The following is a 16,263-nucleotide window of genomic DNA, read 5'->3' on the forward strand; positions in this document are numbered from 1 at the left end:
GCCGTCCCGTAAAATAAGCCCATGGAATCAGAGCTTGCCCTCCTCAGCGCGGTGGGCGTGCTCGTCATCGTGGTCGTCTCCTTCTTCGCACCGAAGCTTGGAGTCGCCGCTCCGATCGTCCTCGTCTTGATCGGCGTCGGCGCCAGTTATATTCCGGGCGCGCCCGAGTTCGAACTGCCTCACGAACTCATTCTGACCGTCGCACTCCCACCAATTCTCTATTCGGCCGCGGTCAACGTGCCGATCGTCGACTTCCGGCGCAATTTCAAGGCCATCAGCGGCCTGTCGGTGCTTCTCGTCATCGTGTCGGCGTTTGTCACGGGCTTCGTCTTCTACCTGCTTCTGCCTGATCTCTCGCTTCCGGCCGCGATCGCCCTTGGCGCCGTGATCAGCCCGCCGGATGCTGTCGCGGCGACGTCGATCGGAAAGCGTCTCGGTCTGCCTCCGCGGCTCGTCACGGTCATGGAGGGCGAGGGGCTCGTCAATGATGCAACGGCACTCGTGATGCTGCGGTCAGCGATTGCCGCTGTGGGCGGCACCGTGACTTTCTTCGGCGTTGTCGGCGACTTCCTCTTTGCCCTGTTCGTCGCGATCGCTGTCGGCGCGATCATCGGCATCGTCTCCGTCTGGGTGCGCTCGAAGCTCAACGATTCTGTTCTGACCACAGCGATCTCCTTCGCCGTGCCCTTCATCGCGTTCGTGCCGTCCGAGCAGATGGGGGCGTCCGGCGTGGTCGCCGTCGTCACAGCGGGTCTCATCACGGGACATCAGAGTGCACGGCACTTCTCTGCGCAAGACCGGATCAGCGAGCGCATCAACTGGCGCACGGCACAGTTGATCCTCGAAAACGGCGTCTTCCTGATCATGGGATACGAAGTTCACATCATCGTCGCCGAGGTCGAGAAGGGCGGCTTCAGCGTCATGAACAGCATCCTGATCGGCCTCATCGCAACGGCGATCCTGCTCGTTGTGCGCGTGCTGTTCGTGGTTCCACTGTTTGCGGCGCTCCGCGCCGACCAGCGCCGCGCCCAGCAGCAGGGAGCACGACTCAATCAGGCGCTCGAACGGCTTGCCGCGGCCCGGCCCGCCGACGTGGGGCCGTCGAAGCGCTGGAACCGCGCGACACGGCTGCTGCAACGCCGTCAGGCCGACATGGACTTCCTCGCCTCGGAGGGCCTCGGCTGGCGTGGTGCCGCCGTTCTCAGCTGGTCAGGCATGCGCGGCGTCATCACTCTCGCCGCGGCACAGTCGCTGCCGGACACCACTCCGTACGAGCCGCAGCTTGTGCTGATCGCGTTCACCGTCGCACTCGTCACACTCGTGCTCCAAGGCGGAACGCTTCCGCTTCTCATCCGCATCCTCGGCATCAAAGGTTCCAATGCGGCCGCTGACCGCACCGAGTTGGCCGTCCTCATCGACGAGATCGGATCAATCGGCGGGGCTCTCCTCGACAACCCCGAGCTGCGTCAACCGAACGGCAGCCCGTACGAGGACACGATCATCTCGCAGGTGCGCGTCGACACGGCGCGACTCTCTGAGGCGCTGTCCGAGACGCTCAACAGCGATGCACCCGGCCCTCAGGAGCAACGACGAGCCCTACGCCGCCACGTGCTGCAGGCCGAGCGCGCTGCGCTCCTCGACGCCCGGTCACGCGGTGTGTACAGCTCGCGCGTCCTGGAACGTGCTCAGGCGATCCTTGATGCTGAGGAGACACGTCTCGGGCACATGGATGACGGCGCTGCTGGCGCGCACTGACGACTGGGCGCGCCCGCCCGCACGGCGTGTTCCGCCTGGGCGTGTTCGCCGGCTGCGTCAGTGAGCTGTCGCGGTGCGCAACCGTGCGACGACCTGCGCTCGCAACTCTTCGGGCGCCGTCTCCTTGCAGGCGCGCTGCACAACCTCGGTGAGCGTGCGGGCCAGCAGCGCTTCACGTGTGCAGTCGTCACACTCGGCCAAATGCTCGCGGATATCCGCGGCATCCGTATGACAGATCTCGTTCCTCAGGAACTCTTCAAGATCCCGGCGGGCCTTCTCACAACCACAGTCAGTCATTTCGCGCTCCTCGTCGGTGAGGTGGTGATACCTCGCTCGACCGCGTAATCGGTCAAACGGTCCCGCAGCATCCGGCGGCCACGGTGCAGCCGGCTCATGACGGTTCCGATGGGGGTTTTCATGATCTCGGCGATGTCCTGATAGCTGAAGCCCTCAACATCGGCGAGGTACACGGCGAGCCGGAAGTCCTCAGGGATGTCCTGAAGCGCTTCCTTCACCGCGCTGTCGGGCATGTGGTCGATCGCTTCGCTCTCGGCCGACCTGTGTGAGCGAGCCGTCGTCGACTCCGCTCCCCCGAGCTGCCAGTCCTCAAGATCATCGATCGCGCTCTGGTACGGCTCACGCTGCTTCTTGCGGTACTGGTTGATATACGTATTCGTCAGAATGCGGTACAGCCAGGCCTTCAGGTTCGTTCCCTGGGTGAACTGGCCGAAGGCCGCATATGCCTTGACGAAGGTCTCTTGAACGAGATCCTGCGCATCGGCGGGGTTCTTGGTCATCCGCATGGCCGCTCCGTAGAGCTGGTCGAGGAACGGCAACGCCTGCTCCTCGAAGAGAGCATGGGTCTCATCCGCCGACGGCGTGGGATTCTCGGGCACAGTCATCACGGGCCAGTCTACGTCGTGCTCGATGGCACGTTCGAGAACCGGTGCGTACGTCATATGTGTCCCTCCGCAGATTTCGCCGATACATTAGATAACGATGTTCGAGTCAAAATATTCCGGTCCAGACGATCAGCTCACGGGCGATCGCCGTCAGCACGACGGCGACGTGCTCTGGCCTGCCCCGACGGCGCGCAGCTCCCTTGACGCCCGCGTCATGCTTCCCGGCTCGAAATCGCTGGTGAACCGGGAGCTCGTGCTCTCAGCCCTGGCTTCCGAGCCCAGCCGTCTGCGGGCCCCGCTGCATTCGCGTGACAGCAACAACATGGTCGCCGCTCTTCGCGCTCTCGGTGCCCGCATCGACGAGACGGACGGCGACGGCGCGTACGGCCCCGATTTCACGGTGACGCCAGGTGAGCTCGTCGGTTCGACGACGATCGACTGCGGACTTGCCGGAACCGTCATGCGCTTCGTCCCGCCCGTGGCGGCACTGGCACTCGGTCCCACGACATTCGATGCGGATGCTGCCGCTCGAGGCCGTCCAATGGACGGCGTGCTCGACGCGTTGCGGCAGATCGGGGCGGATATCGACCCCACGGTACGGTCGCTGCCGTTCACCGTGCACGGGACGGGATCTCTCGCCGGTGGCGACGCGACGATCGATGCGTCGAAGTCGAGCCAGTTCGTCTCCGCTCTTCTGCTCTCAGCCGCCCGCTTCGACGACGGCATCCTGCTGCGCCATTCAGGCGACAGGCTTCCCAGCCTTCCCCACATCGACATGACGATCGACGCTCTCGCCGAACGCGGAGTCAGCGCGTCGTCGCCCGAGACAGCCGTATGGCGAGTGGAGCCGGGGCCGATCACCGGACGCGACGTCACCATCGAGCCGGACCTGTCGAACGCCGCCCCGTTCCTGGCGGCGGCGCTCGTCGCGGGCGGATCGGTCACGATTCCGCACTGGCCTGCCGAGACGACGCAGGTGGGCGCAGAGCTGGCGACGCTGCTCCCGGAATTCGGGGCGACGGTGACCAGACACGAAAACGGCGATCTCACGGTGACTGCGGGCGAGCGCATCCGCGGCGTCGATCTGGATCTCAGCCACGCCGGCGAACTGGCGCCGGCGCTCGTCGCCCTCGCTGCGTTCGCCAACGGTCCCTCGAGGTTCCGGGGCATCGGTCACATCCGCCACCACGAAACTGACAGGCTCGCCGCGCTGGCCACGGGGCTCGGCGAACTCGGCGGCGACGTCACCGAGCACGACGACGGCGTCGCTGTGCGCCCCCGGCCGCTGCACGGGGGCATCTGGCGCACGTACAACGATCACCGCACGGCGACGGCTGGTGCCCTCATCGGGCTCGCCGTACCCGGCGTCGAGGTCGTCGACATTGCGACGACCGCCAAGACGCTTCCGCAGTTCAGTGAGCTGTGGGAGGCCCTAGCGAATTCGGGATCGACGGATACCGCACGCGCATGAGCTGGTGGAACGACGACGACACGGACGAACCAGAGTTCGATGAGTCCGATGTGCGCGTCAGGCCAAGCCGCCGCGGCTCGCGTCCGCGCACGAAGACGCGACCCAAGCACGAGGATGCTGTCACGGGAACCGTGCTCGCCGTGGACCGCGGTCGCTACACGGTGCTGCTCGACGAGGATGGCGTGAACGAACGCGACGTCACGTGCAGCAGGGCCTCGGAGCTGCGGCGTCAGCCCATCGTGAACGGCGACCGTGTCGACGTCGTGGGCGACCTCTCAGGCGAGCCGGGCACTCTCGCGCGCATCGTGCGCATCAGCGACCGTTCGACTCTTCTGCGCCGCAGCGCCGACGATACCGACGATGTCGAGCGCATCATCGTCGCGAACGCCGATCAGATGCTCATCGTCGTCGCGGCCGCCGACCCTGAGCCGCGCGCGCGACTCGTCGACCGGTACCTCGTCGCCGCGTTCGATGCCGGAATCACCCCCCTGCTCGTCGTGACGAAGACGGATCTCGCGGATCCGCACGATTTCATTTCGCTCTTCGCCGAGCTTCCGCTCACCGTTCTCACGAGCCGCACAGACGACATGCCGCTCGAGCGAATCCGTACACTGCTCGTCGGCCATACGACGGTGTTCGTCGGGCACTCCGGCGTCGGCAAATCAACGCTGGTCAATGCGCTCGTCCCCGAGGCACGGCGGTCGACGGGACACGTCAACGAAGTCACGGGCCGCGGCAGGCACACGTCGTCTTCTGCCGTCTCGTATCGGCTGCGCGACGACCAGGGCTCCGGCTGGATCATCGACACTCCCGGCGTCCGCTCCTTCGGCCTCGGGCACGTCGACACCGACAACATCCTGGGCGCGTTCCCTGACCTGAGCCAGGTCGCAGACAACTGCCCCCGCGGCTGCACACACCTGCCCGACGCCCCCGACTGCGCCCTCAACGAGGCTTCTCTCGCGGGCTCACTCAGCGCCTCGGCGGCGCAGAGACTCGAGTCCCTGCAGCGGCTGCTCACCACGTTTACCGGCTGACCGAGCAAGCGAATAGGCTGGGAGCATGACCGATTACCCTCGCCTCTCCGCCGGTGACGAGGCTCCCGCCTTCACCCTCACCGACCAGCACGGCACGCCGGTCTCGCTGTCAGACTTTTCTGGCGAGAACGTGATCGTGTACTTCTACCCCGCGGCCATGACGCCGGGATGCACGACTCAGGCGTGCGATTTTCGCGACAGCCTCACGGCGCTCCAGTCCGCCGGCTACCGAGTCGTTGGCGTGTCGAAAGACACCCCGGAGAAGCTCGCACAGTTCGCCGAGCGAGATGCACTGACCTTTCCGCTGCTGTCTGACCCCGAGCTCACCGTCCATAAGGCATACGGGGCTTATGGCGAGAAGAACAGCTACGGGCGCGTCCTGACGGGAACGCTGCGCTCCACCATCGTCATCGACGGCTCAGGGCGCGTGACGCTCGCGCTGTACAACGTCAAGGCGACGGGCCACGTGGGGATGCTGCGCCGCAAGCTCGGCATCTCCGAATAGTTCAGGAGCTCGTCTGCTCCGGCCGGCGCGAGTGGTCGACGACGGATCGCGTCATCAGCAGGATGATGACGGCAACGGCCGGAGCAAGCAGCGCCCACCCGATCGCTGGCTGCGCGAAAATCCCCTGAAACACCCCGATGGCCACGGCCCCCTGAAGCACCTGCCAGGTCACAGCCGCCGCACGTGACCACGGCTGGCCGCGCCAGAAGGCGACGGTCACCGCGATCATCCAGATCGCGGCAAGAGCCGCGAGCACCGTGAGGGCAATTGCCGACGGATAGCTGTCGGGACGCAGGGTGAACAGGTCCATCACAAGAGTTCCGACGACAACGACCAGGGCGACAGCCTCGAGTCCGATCAACGCCGCGGTCAGCAGGACAGCGCGCGTTCTCTTACCCGATTCCGGTGACGACACGGTGTCGAAACGGTTACTCACAGAAATATCCCATACAAAACTATTGATCGATTCTGGCGGATATGCGACCATTGTGCAGGCCGAGTTTTTCGTTCACAGGGTTGTGAGCAGGCCCCAATCGGCGGGCCTCCCCCTCAACTCGGCTTTCCCTCTGGTCACTATTGACCAATTCTCGCACGATATAAGGAGCATACCCATGGACTGGCGCGACAAGGCCGCCTGCCTCACAGCTGACCCGGAGCTTTTCTTCCCTGTAGGCAACACGGGCCCGGCCGTCGACCAGATCGAGAAGGCGAAAGCCGTGTGTGCCACGTGCACCGTCACCGAAGTCTGCCTGCAGTACGCTCTCGAGACCAGCCAGGACTCCGGCGTCTGGGGCGGCCTCAGCGAAGACGAGCGCCGTGCGCTCAAGCGTCGGGCCGCCCGCGCCCGCCGTGCCTCCTAGCGCCTCCCGAGGAACGGGGCCGGATGCTCAGCATCCGGCCCCGTTTTCGCGTTAAGCGGAGGTCTCGCTCTCGATGAACCGCAGCGGAACCTCGATCGTGACCTCTGTGCCCTCGCCGACGACCGTGTGCCAGTCGATCGTTCCGCCGAGCTCACCCTGAATCAGGGTGCGAACGATCTGGGTTCCCAGACCCTGGCCGACTCGCCCCTCGGGCAATCCGATCCCGTTATCGCGCACCGTGACAGAGAGCGCCTCGTCTGAGCGCTCCGCGTGGATCTCCACCTCGCCCGAGCGACCCGCGAGGCCGTGCTCGACGGCGTTGGTGACGAGCTCGGTGAGGGCCAACGCGAGCGGGGTCGCATATTCGCTGGGAAGAACGCCGAAGTCACCGGTCTTTGTCGGCCGGACCGTCGTGTTGTGTGTTGATGCCACCTCGGCAATCAGCATGAGCACACGCTCGAAGACGTCGTCGAAGTCGACGTCCTGCGAGAGACCTTCCGACAGCGTGTCGTGCACGACAGCGATCGCGGTCACGCGACGCATCGCCTGGGTGAGGGCGTTGCTTGCGTCATCGGAGTGCGCTCGACGGGCTTGGATGCGCAGGAGCGATGCCACAGTCTGAAGGTTGTTCTTCACACGGTGATGAATCTCGCGGATCGTTGCGTCCTTCGTGAGGAGCTCACGTTCACGATGCCGAAGCTCGGTGACGTCTCGGCAGAGGATGATCGCCCCGACGCGTTCGCTCTCCACTCGCAACGGGATGGACCGTAGGGCGATCGTGACGCCCTTCGACTCTACGTCGGTGCGCCAGGGAGCACGTCCGGTCACGACGAGGGGCAGTGACTCGTCGATCTCCTGCTGGTCGCCGAGGATCTCCGTCGTCACGTCGGCGAGCGATTCACCCTCGAGCTCATCTTCGAAGCCCATGCGGTTGAACGCGGACAGCGCATTTGGGCTCGCGAAGGTGGTCGTTCCCTCCATGTCGATGCGGAGGAGGCCGTCTGAGGCTCGTGGCGCACCTCGCCGCGGCCCCGTCGGGGCCGAGAGGTCAGGAAAGTCACCACACGCAATCATTCCGAACAGATCGGCGGCACATTGGTTGAATGTCAGCTCCTGACGGCTCGGGGACCGCGTCTCACTGAGGTTCGTGTGCCTGGTGAGCACAGCAATCGGCCCCGGAGTCGTGTCAGAGCTGTCGGAGGTGAGCCGCCGGATGACCGGAACGGCCACCACTCGGGTGGGGGTCTCCTCGTACCAGTCCGGTGCCGAGGAATCGATGATCTTCCCCGTCGAGAAGGCCTCGGTCACCTGTGCCCTCCACTGCTGCTTGACCCTCTGACCCACAAAGTCGCGGTAGAACAGGGTCGCCGCACTCGACGGCCTGTAGTGAGAGACGGCGATGAAGCTGTCGTCGGCCGTGGGAACCCACAACACGATGTCAGCGAAAGCCAGATCGGCCAGAAGCTGCGCATCATCCACAAGCATGTGCAGCCACTCCACGTCCGCTTCATCCGAGCGGCCCTGAGCGAGAATCAGTTCACTGAGCGTCGACATTGCACCAGTTTATGGTGATGTGCGAGCTCTCCCCGACAGCCGCCACGCGCGCGTGTTCTCTTTCACGGCCGCCTGAGCCCGACGCTCCCTTCGCGTTGCCGGCAACGCGGCCTCGGGAACCATCCCGCGAGCGAGCCCGCGAATTGCCGCAGCGACGGGCGACCGCGGAGAGACTTCGCGGATCGTGCGGCCTTCGAGAAGTGCGGCATCGGCCGCTCGTTCATCGTGCGCGATGAGCGTCGGCTTGTCGATGCCGCCGAACCGTTGGAGCGTGGACGTGATCTGACTCGGCGCGGCGACACCAATGGGACCGGAACGTACTCGGTTCATGACTGTATGCACCGGGATGCCGCCGACGACCTCGAGCAGTTCGGGGTGCACACGGAGGTATCGGGTGACCCCGATGGGGTCGGCTCGACCAACAGCCAGGATCCGATCCGAGGCACGCAGTGCCGCCAACGTCGCTGCGTTGCGTCGGGGCGAGAACACGTCGCTTGAGATCTCCTCGTCGCTTTCCAGGCTGAATCCGGTGTCGACAATCACGTGGTCGGCCCAACGGCGACAGAGAGCGATGGTATCGGTCACCCGCGACGTCGTGAGTTCCGGCCACCGTGCCGAACGGGTCAGGCCAGTGAGCACCGAGAGAGATCCTCGCGGCACCGGATAACTCTCGCTGATGCGCTCGACCTCGTCATAAGTGAGCGCATCCTGCCCTGCGAGTCGACACGCGGCTGCGAAACCGGGCGACTCATCGAGCATGCCGAGCATCTGCGCGACCGAGGCGCCCCAGATATCCGCGTCGATGAGACACACGCGGGCACCCAGCGCCGCAAGCTCGACGCTAAGACTTGTCGCAACAGTGGTGCGCCCCGGGGCCCCTGCAGGGCCCCACACAGCTGTGACGCGACCGGTGCTCGCTTCGTCGGGGTCCGTGCCGAGCTCCGGGCCGGAGAGGACCTTCTCGATCTGCGCGACGCCGGCGTACTCGTCAACCATGTCGCGAAGGCCGATGTGCGCCGCATGGCGGCGCTGCGTCTCGTCTGCGCACACGGCGACGACGCGGCATCCTTCATCGTCGCAGTGGACCAGAAGATCCTCCGTTATGACGTCGCCATCCGCCAAGAGCGCCTCAGGGTGCGTCCTTGTCACAATTTCAGCGATGTCATCGAGGGGCCCCAACCGGGCGAGAATGTCGTGTCCCCGTTCAAGAAGCGGCTCAAGAATACGCTCTTCTGTGGCGCGTGCAACGGCGAGCACGAGGCGGGTCACGAGACGCTCGATTCTGGCACGAGCGAGAGGGCGTGGCCGTTGGCCAGTGCGCTGAGCACCGTGGCAACATCGCCCTTGGGAACAAGAATTTCGACGCTGGTGCTCGCCTGCCCGACCATGGCGTCGTTGTCGCTGATGTGCGCGACCACGGCGCTGTCTACGATCACTGTCGGCTGCCCGAAGCCCGTGTCGTCGTCATTGGGCGCAGCCGCCCACACGTCCACACGCGTGCCGATATCCACTGATGCAGGAAGCTCACCTGGTATCTCGACGACAACGGCCGTCACCGCGCTCTCAGAGGCAGCGGCCACGGCGGACGCGGGGATCAGCTCGCCGTCTCCGACAGTGCGCGTCACGACGAGATCGCCTGCGGGCAGCTCGCCCTCGCGCACGTACTCGCCATCGACGCCGCCGAGGCTGACCCGCGTCACGGCCAGCTCATCGGCGGATATGTGCACACCCGCCGGGAGCGTCGACGGCGCCGCATAGACGGGAACCGTGCTGTCATTCGCGTCGACAACGAGCCACACGCCCGTGACCGAAACCAGCACCAGCACGACACCAATGATGAAACGCGGATCCAGCCAGAACCGGCGGCGTGCCGTCCGCGGTGAGGTTATTGATTCCTTCGGCATGCACACAATGGTGCCAATTTCGGCGATGATTCAAGAAAGTTATCCACAGGCCACGATTCACTCAGCTCGAGTGACCATAATCGATAGGTATGGACCAGATTTCACCAGAATCGATCGGGCGCTTTCTCACGGTGGCCGATGCGTCGGAGATCCTGAATATCTCGGTCGACGAGGTCCACGAGCTGATCGACTCAGCGGAGCTTCCCGCAATCAGCGTCGGCTCGCCCGGTCGTTGGCGCATTGAACGACGTGTTCTTGAGGACTATATTCAGGAGAAATACGAAGAGACTCGCCGCATGAGTCTCTGGCGGGAGGCAAACGCCGCAAGCGTTCAGGACATCGGAGACTCACCAGCATCCCGCCGGTGACCCCGTCACAGTTCAACAAGATCGAGCTGTGACAGAGCTACCAGTTGCACGTGTGTCACCTCGCGCGCACGCCGAGCGGTACCCCGTGGGTGCCGGGCGATGTCGAGATGATCGCGTGCCACACGGTCGATCGTTCCGCCAAGCACGTCGACGGCTGTTGCCGTGGTGATGCTCACGTAACTGCGACGCCTGCAGAGATCCCGCAGAACGAAGGGCAGCCCGATGCGATCCGTGATTTGAGGATCGTGTGAAGAAACGGGGCTCTCCGCGATGCTCTCCTCGGCTTCAGACGGGCGAAGCTGGATGCTGGCGATGGCATCCACCGCAATGAGGCATGCCCCGTTGCCGCCGTGTTGCCTGACGAGGTCGGCAGCAAGCCAGTCTCGCCCGTAGGTGCGCGGAACGATCGCGATCTCACGCCCGCACCGCAGGCTCACGCGGATGCTTGTCGGATCGTCACGGCGCTCGATGTTCTCGCGCCCGAGCGTGATGAGCCTCTCCCTGAGGCTCAGTCGGCTGATGCGCAGGCGTTCGTCCTCGGCGCGCCGCTCGCTGTCATCGGCTCCCCATGCCGAGTCCAGCTGCCCCTCAAGATCGTCGAACAGGCTGTCCCATCTCATGGTGCCCGAGACTAACGGTTTCCTGCGCACCGGCGTCGAGTTATCCACAGTTTCGGCGAAGTGCTTTACAAGATCGCCGCTTTCCTGGTTGAGTAGCTAACCATGAGTCCCGGCCCCCAAGCGAGGGTCAGGACGCTGGTGGGTTCATCATGAACCCGCTACGGCAACGCGGCCCAGGCAGGGACGCGTCCATCGTCCGGGCGGAGAAAAGATGACGGAAAGCAATGTCGCACACAGTTACGAGCATTCACACGCTCCCCCTGCTCTTCCCGCCCGATGCGGCATTGCCGATCCCGATAGCGAATTCACGTTTCTCCGTACAAGCGCATCCGAGCTCCCGGACCCCGAGCCTCTGCTCATCAACTTGACGCGAAGCGTCATCGAGGTCATCGCAGGTGCCCGCGACCTGGAACAGCTGTCTCGCTGGATCAGCGAGGACGTGTACCGCGCGCTCGTCAAGCAGGCAGTGATCAGCGCGCGAGCCCGGTCGTTGAAGAATCAGAACGCTGTGCGCCCGATCGTCCATGTGGGGACCGTGCACGTCCAGATGCCCGTCGACGACGTATGCGAGGCCGTGATCATGGTGCAGGTTGGCCGCACACGGGCGCGTGCCGTCGCCATCCGCCTCGAAGGTATTGACCACCGCTGGCGGGCAACCTCCATCGGCGTTCTCTGAGGGCCGACTATTTCTTCTTTTGCGCCCTTCGTTGAGCGCGATTCACCGGCGCGGGCTTCTCATCATTCAGAGTGCTCTGGCCGAATGCCCCGCGCTGAACAGGTTTCTTCGGCTGCGCGGCGGCCGGGCGTCCCGCCCCCGGCCGCGGCGACTGCCGTGGAGCGGAAGCGCCGCTCGGTGTGCGAGCAGCCCGCTGGGCCTTACCCGTCGCACCTTTCTCGATCTGCCCGCGCTGGTTGCGCACTTCGACGTCACCCTCTTCGTTGGCCGCCGTGTAGCTGAGCTTCTCTGTCTCGCCGTCCGGACGCGCGAGGCCTTTCGCCACGATCACGGGGCCTACCTCACCTTCGGCGTCATCGGGACGGGTGACTTCGACGTCCAGATTGAACAGATAGCCGATCGACTCTTCGCGAATCTGCCCCATCATCTGTTGGAACAGCGAGAAGCCCTCGCGCTGGTATTCGACGAGCGGGTCACGCTGTGCCATCGCGCGCAGTCCGATGCCGTCTTTCAGGTAATCCATCTCATACAGGTGGTCACGCCAGCGGCGATCGATCACCTGCAGCACGACGCGGCGCTCGAGCTCGCGCATTGCATCCTCGCCCAGCGTCTCTTCCCGACGCTCGTAGGCAAGTTTTGCATCCGAGAGGATCTCCCGTTGCACGAACGCCCGGTTCACACGCCCCTTCGACCCGGCCTCCTGCACAACCTCATCGATGGTCAGGCCGATCGGATACAGAGTCTTGAGCTCCGCCCAGAGAGCATCGAAGTCCCAATCATCACCGTTGCCCTCGCCGATGTGCTCGTCCAGTACTTCCGTGATCACATCGGTCAGGAAGACCCTGACGCGCTCCTGAAGATCGTCGCCCTCAAGAATCTGCCGCCGGTCGTTGTAGACCGTCTCGCGTTGGCGATTAAGAACGTCATCGTACTTCAGAACGTTCTTGCGGATCTCGGCGTTGCGGGATTCCACCTGCGACTGGGCCGAGCGAATCGCTCTGCTGACGACCTTCGACTCAATGGCGACGTCGTCTGGCACGCCGCGAGACATGAGACTCTCTGCCGCTCCCGAGTTGAACAGTCGCATCAAGTCGTCCTGGAGCGAGAGGTAGAACCGGCTCTCCCCCGGGTCACCCTGACGGCCGGAACGCCCGCGCAGCTGGTTGTCGATGCGGCGCGATTCGTGTCGCTCGGTGCCCAGAACGTAGAGGCCACCGGCCTCAATCACCTTGTCGGCTTCGGTCTGGACCTCTTCCTTGACGGCCTCGTATACGTCGTCCCACTTCTCTTCATACTCGTCAGGCGTCTCGGTCGTCGAGAGGCCGAGCTCTTCCATCTTCTGGACGGCAAGGAATTCGGCGTTACCGCCGAGCATGATGTCCGTTCCACGACCGGCCATGTTCGTGGCCACGGTCACCGCGCCCAGACGCCCGGCCTGCGCAACGATCGTCGCCTCACGCGCGTGGTTCTTCGCGTTCAGGACCTCGTGCCTGATGCCCTTTTTCGCCAGGAGCCGCGAGAGATACTCGCTCTTCTCGACGCTCGTCGTTCCGACGAGCACGGGCTGACCCTTTTCATTGCGTTCCACGATGTCATCGACGACATGCGCGAACTTCGCCTCTTCTGTCTTGTAGACGAGGTCAGACCGATCCTCACGCTGCATCGGCTTGTTCGTCGGGATCGCCACGACACCGAGTTTGTACGTCGACATGAACTCGGCCGCCTCGGTCTCAGCCGTACCCGTCATGCCGGCGAGCTTGTCGTACATGCGGAAGTAATTCTGAAGCGTCACTGTGGCAAGAGTCTGGTTCTCGGCCTTGACCGAGACCCCTTCCTTCGCCTCGATCGCCTGGTGGACACCTTCGTTGTATCGACGGCCGACAAGGATACGCCCGGTGTGCTCGTCGACGATCATGACCTCGCCGTTCATGACGACGTAGTCTTTGTCTTTCTTGAACAGCGCTGCCGCTTTGATTGCGTTGTTGAGGAAGGAGATCAGCGGCGTGTTCGCGGCCTCGTAGAGGTTGTCGATGCCGAGGTGGTCCTCGACTTTCTCGATCCCGGGCTCCAGCACGCCGACTGTGCGCTTCTTCTCGTCGACTTCGTAGTCTTCACCGGCGACGAGGCTCTGAGAAATACGCGCAAACTCTGTGAACCATCGGTTCGCCTCGCCTGATGACGGTCCCGAAATGATCAGCGGCGTGCGAGCCTCGTCAATGAGGATCGAGTCAACCTCGTCGATGATCACGAAGTAGTGATCGCGCTGCACCATGCCGTCCATCTGCCAGGCCATGTTGTCGCGCAGATAGTCGAAACCAAACTCGTTGTTGGTTCCGTACGTGATATCGGCTTCATACTGTTTGCGCCGGATATCCGGGGTCTGTCCCGAAACCACGACACCCGTTGTCATCCCGAGTGCGCGGAAGACACGACCCATGAGCTCTGACTGGTACGACGCCAGGTAGTCGTTCACCGTAATGATGTGCACGCCTCGACCGGTGATGGCGTTGAGGTACGCCGGCAGCGTTGCCACGAGCGTCTTTCCTTCACCGGTTTTCATCTCGGCGATATTGCCCAGGTGCAGCGCCGCACCACCCATCAGCTGAACATCGAAGTGACGCATTCCGAGTGTGCGTTTTGATGCTTCCCTGACCGCGGCGAAAGCTTCGGGAAGCAGATGGTCCAGCTTCTCGCCACCCTCGTAGCGTTCACGCAGTTCGGTGGTCTCGTTCTTGAGTTCTTCGTCGCTGAGCTCCGCGAAATCATCCTCAAGCGCGTTGACGGCCTTCGCATAGTTCTTCAGACGCCTGAGGGTGCGTCCCTCGCCGACGCGAAGGGCTTTTTCCAATACTGAGGCCACGAATGCACTCCACTTTGTTCACGGCGCCGGTGGCGCCAGGTCCCGCTTCGTTCGATGCGGGCCGGGGTCGATCGTACCCATGTTAGCGACTTGGCGCTTGACGCAGGCTGAAGAACGACGGCCAGGCGCACGCTGTCCGCGAAACGCCTGGCCGTCGTTCGGTGTCTCAGGAGCCCGTCGCCTCGGCCTCAGCTTCCTCCGACAGCTCAATCACACCGTAGTCCCATCCTTTGCGCCGGTAGACAACGCTCGGGCGATCCGTGCGGGCATCGATGAAGAGAAAGAAGTCGTGCCCGACCAGTTCCATCCGGTCAACCGCATCGTCAACGGTCATCCATTCGGCGGGGAATGTTTTCTGCCTGATCACGACAGGCGAATACGCGTCTTCGTCCTCAACATCGTCAACGGGGGATTCGCCGGCGCGCACGCGATCGATGACCTCGGCCGGGGCCGGCTGAATCCCGACAGCTGCGAACTCATTGGTCGCCGCCGCGTGCAGCGATGTGCGCTTCTTTCCGCGCCGCGCTTGTCTGCGCTCTTTCGCCCGGCGTATTCGCTCGAGCAGTTTGTCGATCGCGATGTCGAACGCGCTGTACTTATCTCCGCCCGTCGCTTCAGCTCGCACCAAGGGGCCCGGCCCGACTAGCGTCAGCTCGACGCGATCGTCACCGTTCCTCCCGCTCTTGTCATTGTGGCGGCTGACCTTGACCTCGAATGCGATCATGCGGTCCGTGATGTGGGTGATCTTCTCCGACTTCTCTTCCACGTAATCACGGAATCGATCGGTGATTCCCAGGCCAATTCCGACGATGTTGGTTTCCACGGCGACCTCCGGATCCGGCGTGCGGCCGCCTGGTTTTCCGGGCGATCCTTTCACGCCTTTTCATACACCGTAGCCCCAGCGACCGGGGTTGTCACGCACTGTTTCTCTGTCGGCGTGGCTGTGTGCTTCGGCGTCGATGCGACGGTTGCACACGCAACGATTTCGGCTCCCGCCTGTCGCAGAGCACGTATGCACTCATCGAGCGTCGCCCCTGTGGTGACGACATCGTCGACGATGATGAACCGTCGTCGGGCCGCGCCGCGCGCCGTCACCGCCCCCGTGAGGTTCTCACGTCTCTCGACACGCCCCAGACCGATCTGGTCACGCGGTCGGCGAGCCCACGACAACACGCGCGGCGCAGTGAACCCGGCTCGGCGCACGATCAGGTGCACGGGTACGAAGCCGCGCGTCCGTCGCGACGCCCGCGAGGCAGGAACCGCCGCCAGTTCGATGCTCTCACCCGTCGCGTCATCGAGCGCCGCTTCGACAGCATCCGAAAGCCACCCGCCGAGCACGGGAGCAGCGTCGACCCGCCCGTCGCGCTTCAGGGCGAGCAGCATTCGCTTGGCTGTCCCCGCGTACGGCACCGCACTATAGACCGTTACCCCCGAGACGGTTCGGGTCAGGATGCTGCCGGGCAGCGCTGTGCGACACGACGCGCAGACGCTCACATCTGGTTCGCCGCATCCGGCACACGCAACCGGAGCGAGAAACGCGAGCGTCTCACGGACAGCGTCGCGGATCAGTCCCACACAGTGGTCCATCAATGCGGGTCCCCAGGCTCTGCCGCGGTGACGTGCCATCAACCGATCCTCGCCCACGATCGTCGTGTCCGCGTGGGAGCGAGCATCATCTGTGGAGAACACAGACGCCGCACTCTGCTGTGGACGACGTCAGGCCCGTGGCACCGCCGAGCGCCGAGCGCCCCGAG

Annotated in this window: 17 protein-coding genes; 7 read left to right on the forward strand and 10 right to left on the reverse strand. The window is 64.1% G+C overall.

Features of this window, described 5'->3' with window-relative positions; translation table 11 throughout:
* Positions 1-21: 21 nt before the first annotated feature.
* The gene (locus OK352_RS09205) at positions 22-1,755 is read left to right on the forward strand and encodes a cation:proton antiporter (RefSeq protein ID WP_265141177.1); all 1,734 of its coding nucleotides are present in this window, start codon (positions 22-24) and stop codon (positions 1,753-1,755) included.
* Positions 1,756-1,812: 57 nt separating this feature from the next.
* Here the strand turns inward: OK352_RS09205 and OK352_RS09210 are convergent, their stop codons facing one another.
* Together OK352_RS09210 and OK352_RS09215 are read right to left on the reverse strand one after the other, a co-directional pair.
* The gene (locus OK352_RS09210) at positions 1,813-2,052 is read right to left on the reverse strand and encodes a zf-HC2 domain-containing protein (RefSeq protein WP_265141178.1); all 240 of its coding nucleotides are present in this window, start codon (positions 2,050-2,052) and stop codon (positions 1,813-1,815) included.
* The gene (locus tag OK352_RS09215; RefSeq protein ID WP_265141519.1) at positions 2,049-2,657 is read right to left on the reverse strand and encodes a sigma-70 family RNA polymerase sigma factor; all 609 of its coding nucleotides are present in this window, start codon (positions 2,655-2,657) and stop codon (positions 2,049-2,051) included. Before OK352_RS09215 ends, OK352_RS09210 begins: the two co-directional genes overlap by 4 nt.
* A gap of 97 nt (positions 2,658-2,754) precedes the next feature.
* Between OK352_RS09215 and aroA the strand changes: the two genes are divergently transcribed.
* From aroA to bcp, 3 genes are read left to right on the forward strand one after another with little or no spacing between them, the layout of a single operon-like run.
* A complete protein-coding gene (aroA, locus tag OK352_RS09220) occupies positions 2,755-4,128 on the forward strand; it encodes a 3-phosphoshikimate 1-carboxyvinyltransferase (RefSeq protein ID WP_265141179.1) in 1,374 nt (457 codons plus the stop codon).
* On the forward strand, positions 4,125-5,162 hold the full coding sequence (gene rsgA, locus OK352_RS09225; RefSeq protein WP_265141180.1) for a ribosome small subunit-dependent GTPase A: 1,038 nt from the start codon (positions 4,125-4,127) through the stop codon (positions 5,160-5,162). Before aroA ends, rsgA begins: the two co-directional genes overlap by 4 nt.
* 25 nt (positions 5,163-5,187) lie before the next feature.
* Complete coding sequence (gene bcp / locus OK352_RS09230) at positions 5,188-5,667, forward strand: thioredoxin-dependent thiol peroxidase (protein ID WP_265141181.1); 480 nt, start codon at positions 5,188-5,190, stop codon at positions 5,665-5,667.
* A 1-nt stretch (position 5,668) separates the two neighbouring features.
* Here the strand turns inward: bcp and OK352_RS09235 are convergent, their stop codons facing one another.
* Entirely contained in the window at positions 5,669-6,103 is a 435-nt protein-coding gene (locus OK352_RS09235; RefSeq protein WP_265141182.1) for a hypothetical protein, read from the reverse strand.
* 175 nt (positions 6,104-6,278) lie between these two features.
* Between OK352_RS09235 and OK352_RS09240 the strand changes: the two genes are divergently transcribed.
* The gene (locus tag OK352_RS09240; RefSeq protein WP_166981129.1) at positions 6,279-6,527 is read left to right on the forward strand and encodes a WhiB family transcriptional regulator; all 249 of its coding nucleotides are present in this window, start codon (positions 6,279-6,281) and stop codon (positions 6,525-6,527) included.
* A gap of 51 nt (positions 6,528-6,578) precedes the next feature.
* Here OK352_RS09240 and OK352_RS09245 read toward each other — a convergent pair whose 3' ends face one another.
* From OK352_RS09245 to OK352_RS09255, 3 genes are read right to left on the reverse strand one after another with little or no spacing between them, the layout of a single operon-like run.
* On the reverse strand, positions 6,579-8,081 hold the full coding sequence (locus OK352_RS09245) for a sensor histidine kinase (protein ID WP_265141183.1): 1,503 nt from the start codon (positions 8,079-8,081) through the stop codon (positions 6,579-6,581).
* 9 nt (positions 8,082-8,090) lie between these two features.
* A complete protein-coding gene (locus tag OK352_RS09250; protein WP_265141184.1) occupies positions 8,091-9,350 on the reverse strand; it encodes a CpaE/TadZ family protein in 1,260 nt (419 codons plus the stop codon).
* Entirely contained in the window at positions 9,347-9,985 is a 639-nt protein-coding gene (locus tag OK352_RS09255) for a hypothetical protein (RefSeq protein WP_265141185.1), read from the reverse strand. Before OK352_RS09255 ends, OK352_RS09250 begins: the two co-directional genes overlap by 4 nt.
* 89 nt (positions 9,986-10,074) lie before the next feature.
* On the opposite strand from OK352_RS09255, the gene OK352_RS09260 reads away from it, so the two are divergent.
* Positions 10,075-10,353: a helix-turn-helix domain-containing protein gene (locus OK352_RS09260; RefSeq protein ID WP_265141186.1), complete on the forward strand. Its 279-nt coding sequence runs from the start codon at positions 10,075-10,077 to the stop codon at positions 10,351-10,353.
* A 5-nt stretch (positions 10,354-10,358) separates the two neighbouring features.
* Here the strand turns inward: OK352_RS09260 and OK352_RS09265 are convergent, their stop codons facing one another.
* Positions 10,359-10,973, reverse strand: coding sequence for a hypothetical protein (locus tag OK352_RS09265; protein WP_265141187.1), 615 nt, complete (start codon positions 10,971-10,973; stop codon positions 10,359-10,361).
* A gap of 211 nt (positions 10,974-11,184) precedes the next feature.
* Here OK352_RS09265 and OK352_RS09270 point away from each other — a divergent pair, with 211 nt between their 5' ends.
* Positions 11,185-11,649: an Rv3235 family protein gene (locus OK352_RS09270; protein WP_265141188.1), complete on the forward strand. Its 465-nt coding sequence runs from the start codon at positions 11,185-11,187 to the stop codon at positions 11,647-11,649.
* A gap of 7 nt (positions 11,650-11,656) precedes the next feature.
* On the opposite strand, the gene secA is transcribed toward OK352_RS09270, so the two are convergent.
* The 3 genes from secA to OK352_RS09285 all read right to left on the reverse strand — a co-directional run bounded on the left by secA (position 11,657) and on the right by OK352_RS09285 (position 16,084).
* Positions 11,657-14,509: a preprotein translocase subunit SecA gene (gene secA / locus OK352_RS09275; RefSeq protein WP_265141189.1), complete on the reverse strand. Its 2,853-nt coding sequence runs from the start codon at positions 14,507-14,509 to the stop codon at positions 11,657-11,659.
* A gap of 166 nt (positions 14,510-14,675) precedes the next feature.
* The gene (hpf, locus tag OK352_RS09280) at positions 14,676-15,332 is read right to left on the reverse strand and encodes a ribosome hibernation-promoting factor, HPF/YfiA family (RefSeq protein WP_265141190.1); all 657 of its coding nucleotides are present in this window, start codon (positions 15,330-15,332) and stop codon (positions 14,676-14,678) included.
* Positions 15,333-15,382: 50 nt separating this feature from the next.
* Complete coding sequence (locus tag OK352_RS09285) at positions 15,383-16,084, reverse strand: ComF family protein (RefSeq protein ID WP_265141191.1); 702 nt, start codon at positions 16,082-16,084, stop codon at positions 15,383-15,385.
* Between the last annotated feature and the right edge of the window lie 179 nt (positions 16,085-16,263).

This window comes from Microbacterium sp. MPKO10 (genome assembly GCF_026107415.2).
GTDB lineage: Bacteria > Actinomycetota > Actinomycetes > Actinomycetales > Microbacteriaceae > Paramicrobacterium.

What these genes read in the sequence shown, in the direction of transcription:
- OK352_RS09205 (WP_265141177.1), top strand. Translation starts at nt 22, where the DNA reads ATGGAATCAGAGCTTGCCCTCCTCAGCGCGGTGGGCGTGCTCGTCATC.
- OK352_RS09210 (WP_265141178.1), bottom strand. Translation starts at nt 2,052, where the DNA reads ATGACTGACTGTGGTTGTGAGAAGGCCCGCCGGGATCTTGAAGAGTTC.
- OK352_RS09215 (WP_265141519.1), bottom strand. Translation starts at nt 2,657, where the DNA reads ATGACTGTGCCCGAGAATCCCACGCCGTCGGCGGATGAGACCCATGCT.
- aroA (WP_265141179.1), top strand. Translation starts at nt 2,755, where the DNA reads ATGTTCGAGTCAAAATATTCCGGTCCAGACGATCAGCTCACGGGCGAT.
- rsgA (WP_265141180.1), top strand. Translation starts at nt 4,125, where the DNA reads ATGAGCTGGTGGAACGACGACGACACGGACGAACCAGAGTTCGATGAG.
- bcp (WP_265141181.1), top strand. Translation starts at nt 5,188, where the DNA reads ATGACCGATTACCCTCGCCTCTCCGCCGGTGACGAGGCTCCCGCCTTC.
- OK352_RS09240 (WP_166981129.1), top strand. Translation starts at nt 6,279, where the DNA reads ATGGACTGGCGCGACAAGGCCGCCTGCCTCACAGCTGACCCGGAGCTT.
- OK352_RS09245 (WP_265141183.1), bottom strand. Translation starts at nt 8,081, where the DNA reads ATGTCGACGCTCAGTGAACTGATTCTCGCTCAGGGCCGCTCGGATGAA.
- OK352_RS09255 (WP_265141185.1), bottom strand. Translation starts at nt 9,985, where the DNA reads ATGCCGAAGGAATCAATAACCTCACCGCGGACGGCACGCCGCCGGTTC.
- OK352_RS09260 (WP_265141186.1), top strand. Translation starts at nt 10,075, where the DNA reads ATGGACCAGATTTCACCAGAATCGATCGGGCGCTTTCTCACGGTGGCC.
- OK352_RS09265 (WP_265141187.1), bottom strand. Translation starts at nt 10,973, where the DNA reads ATGAGATGGGACAGCCTGTTCGACGATCTTGAGGGGCAGCTGGACTCG.
- OK352_RS09270 (WP_265141188.1), top strand. Translation starts at nt 11,185, where the DNA reads ATGACGGAAAGCAATGTCGCACACAGTTACGAGCATTCACACGCTCCC.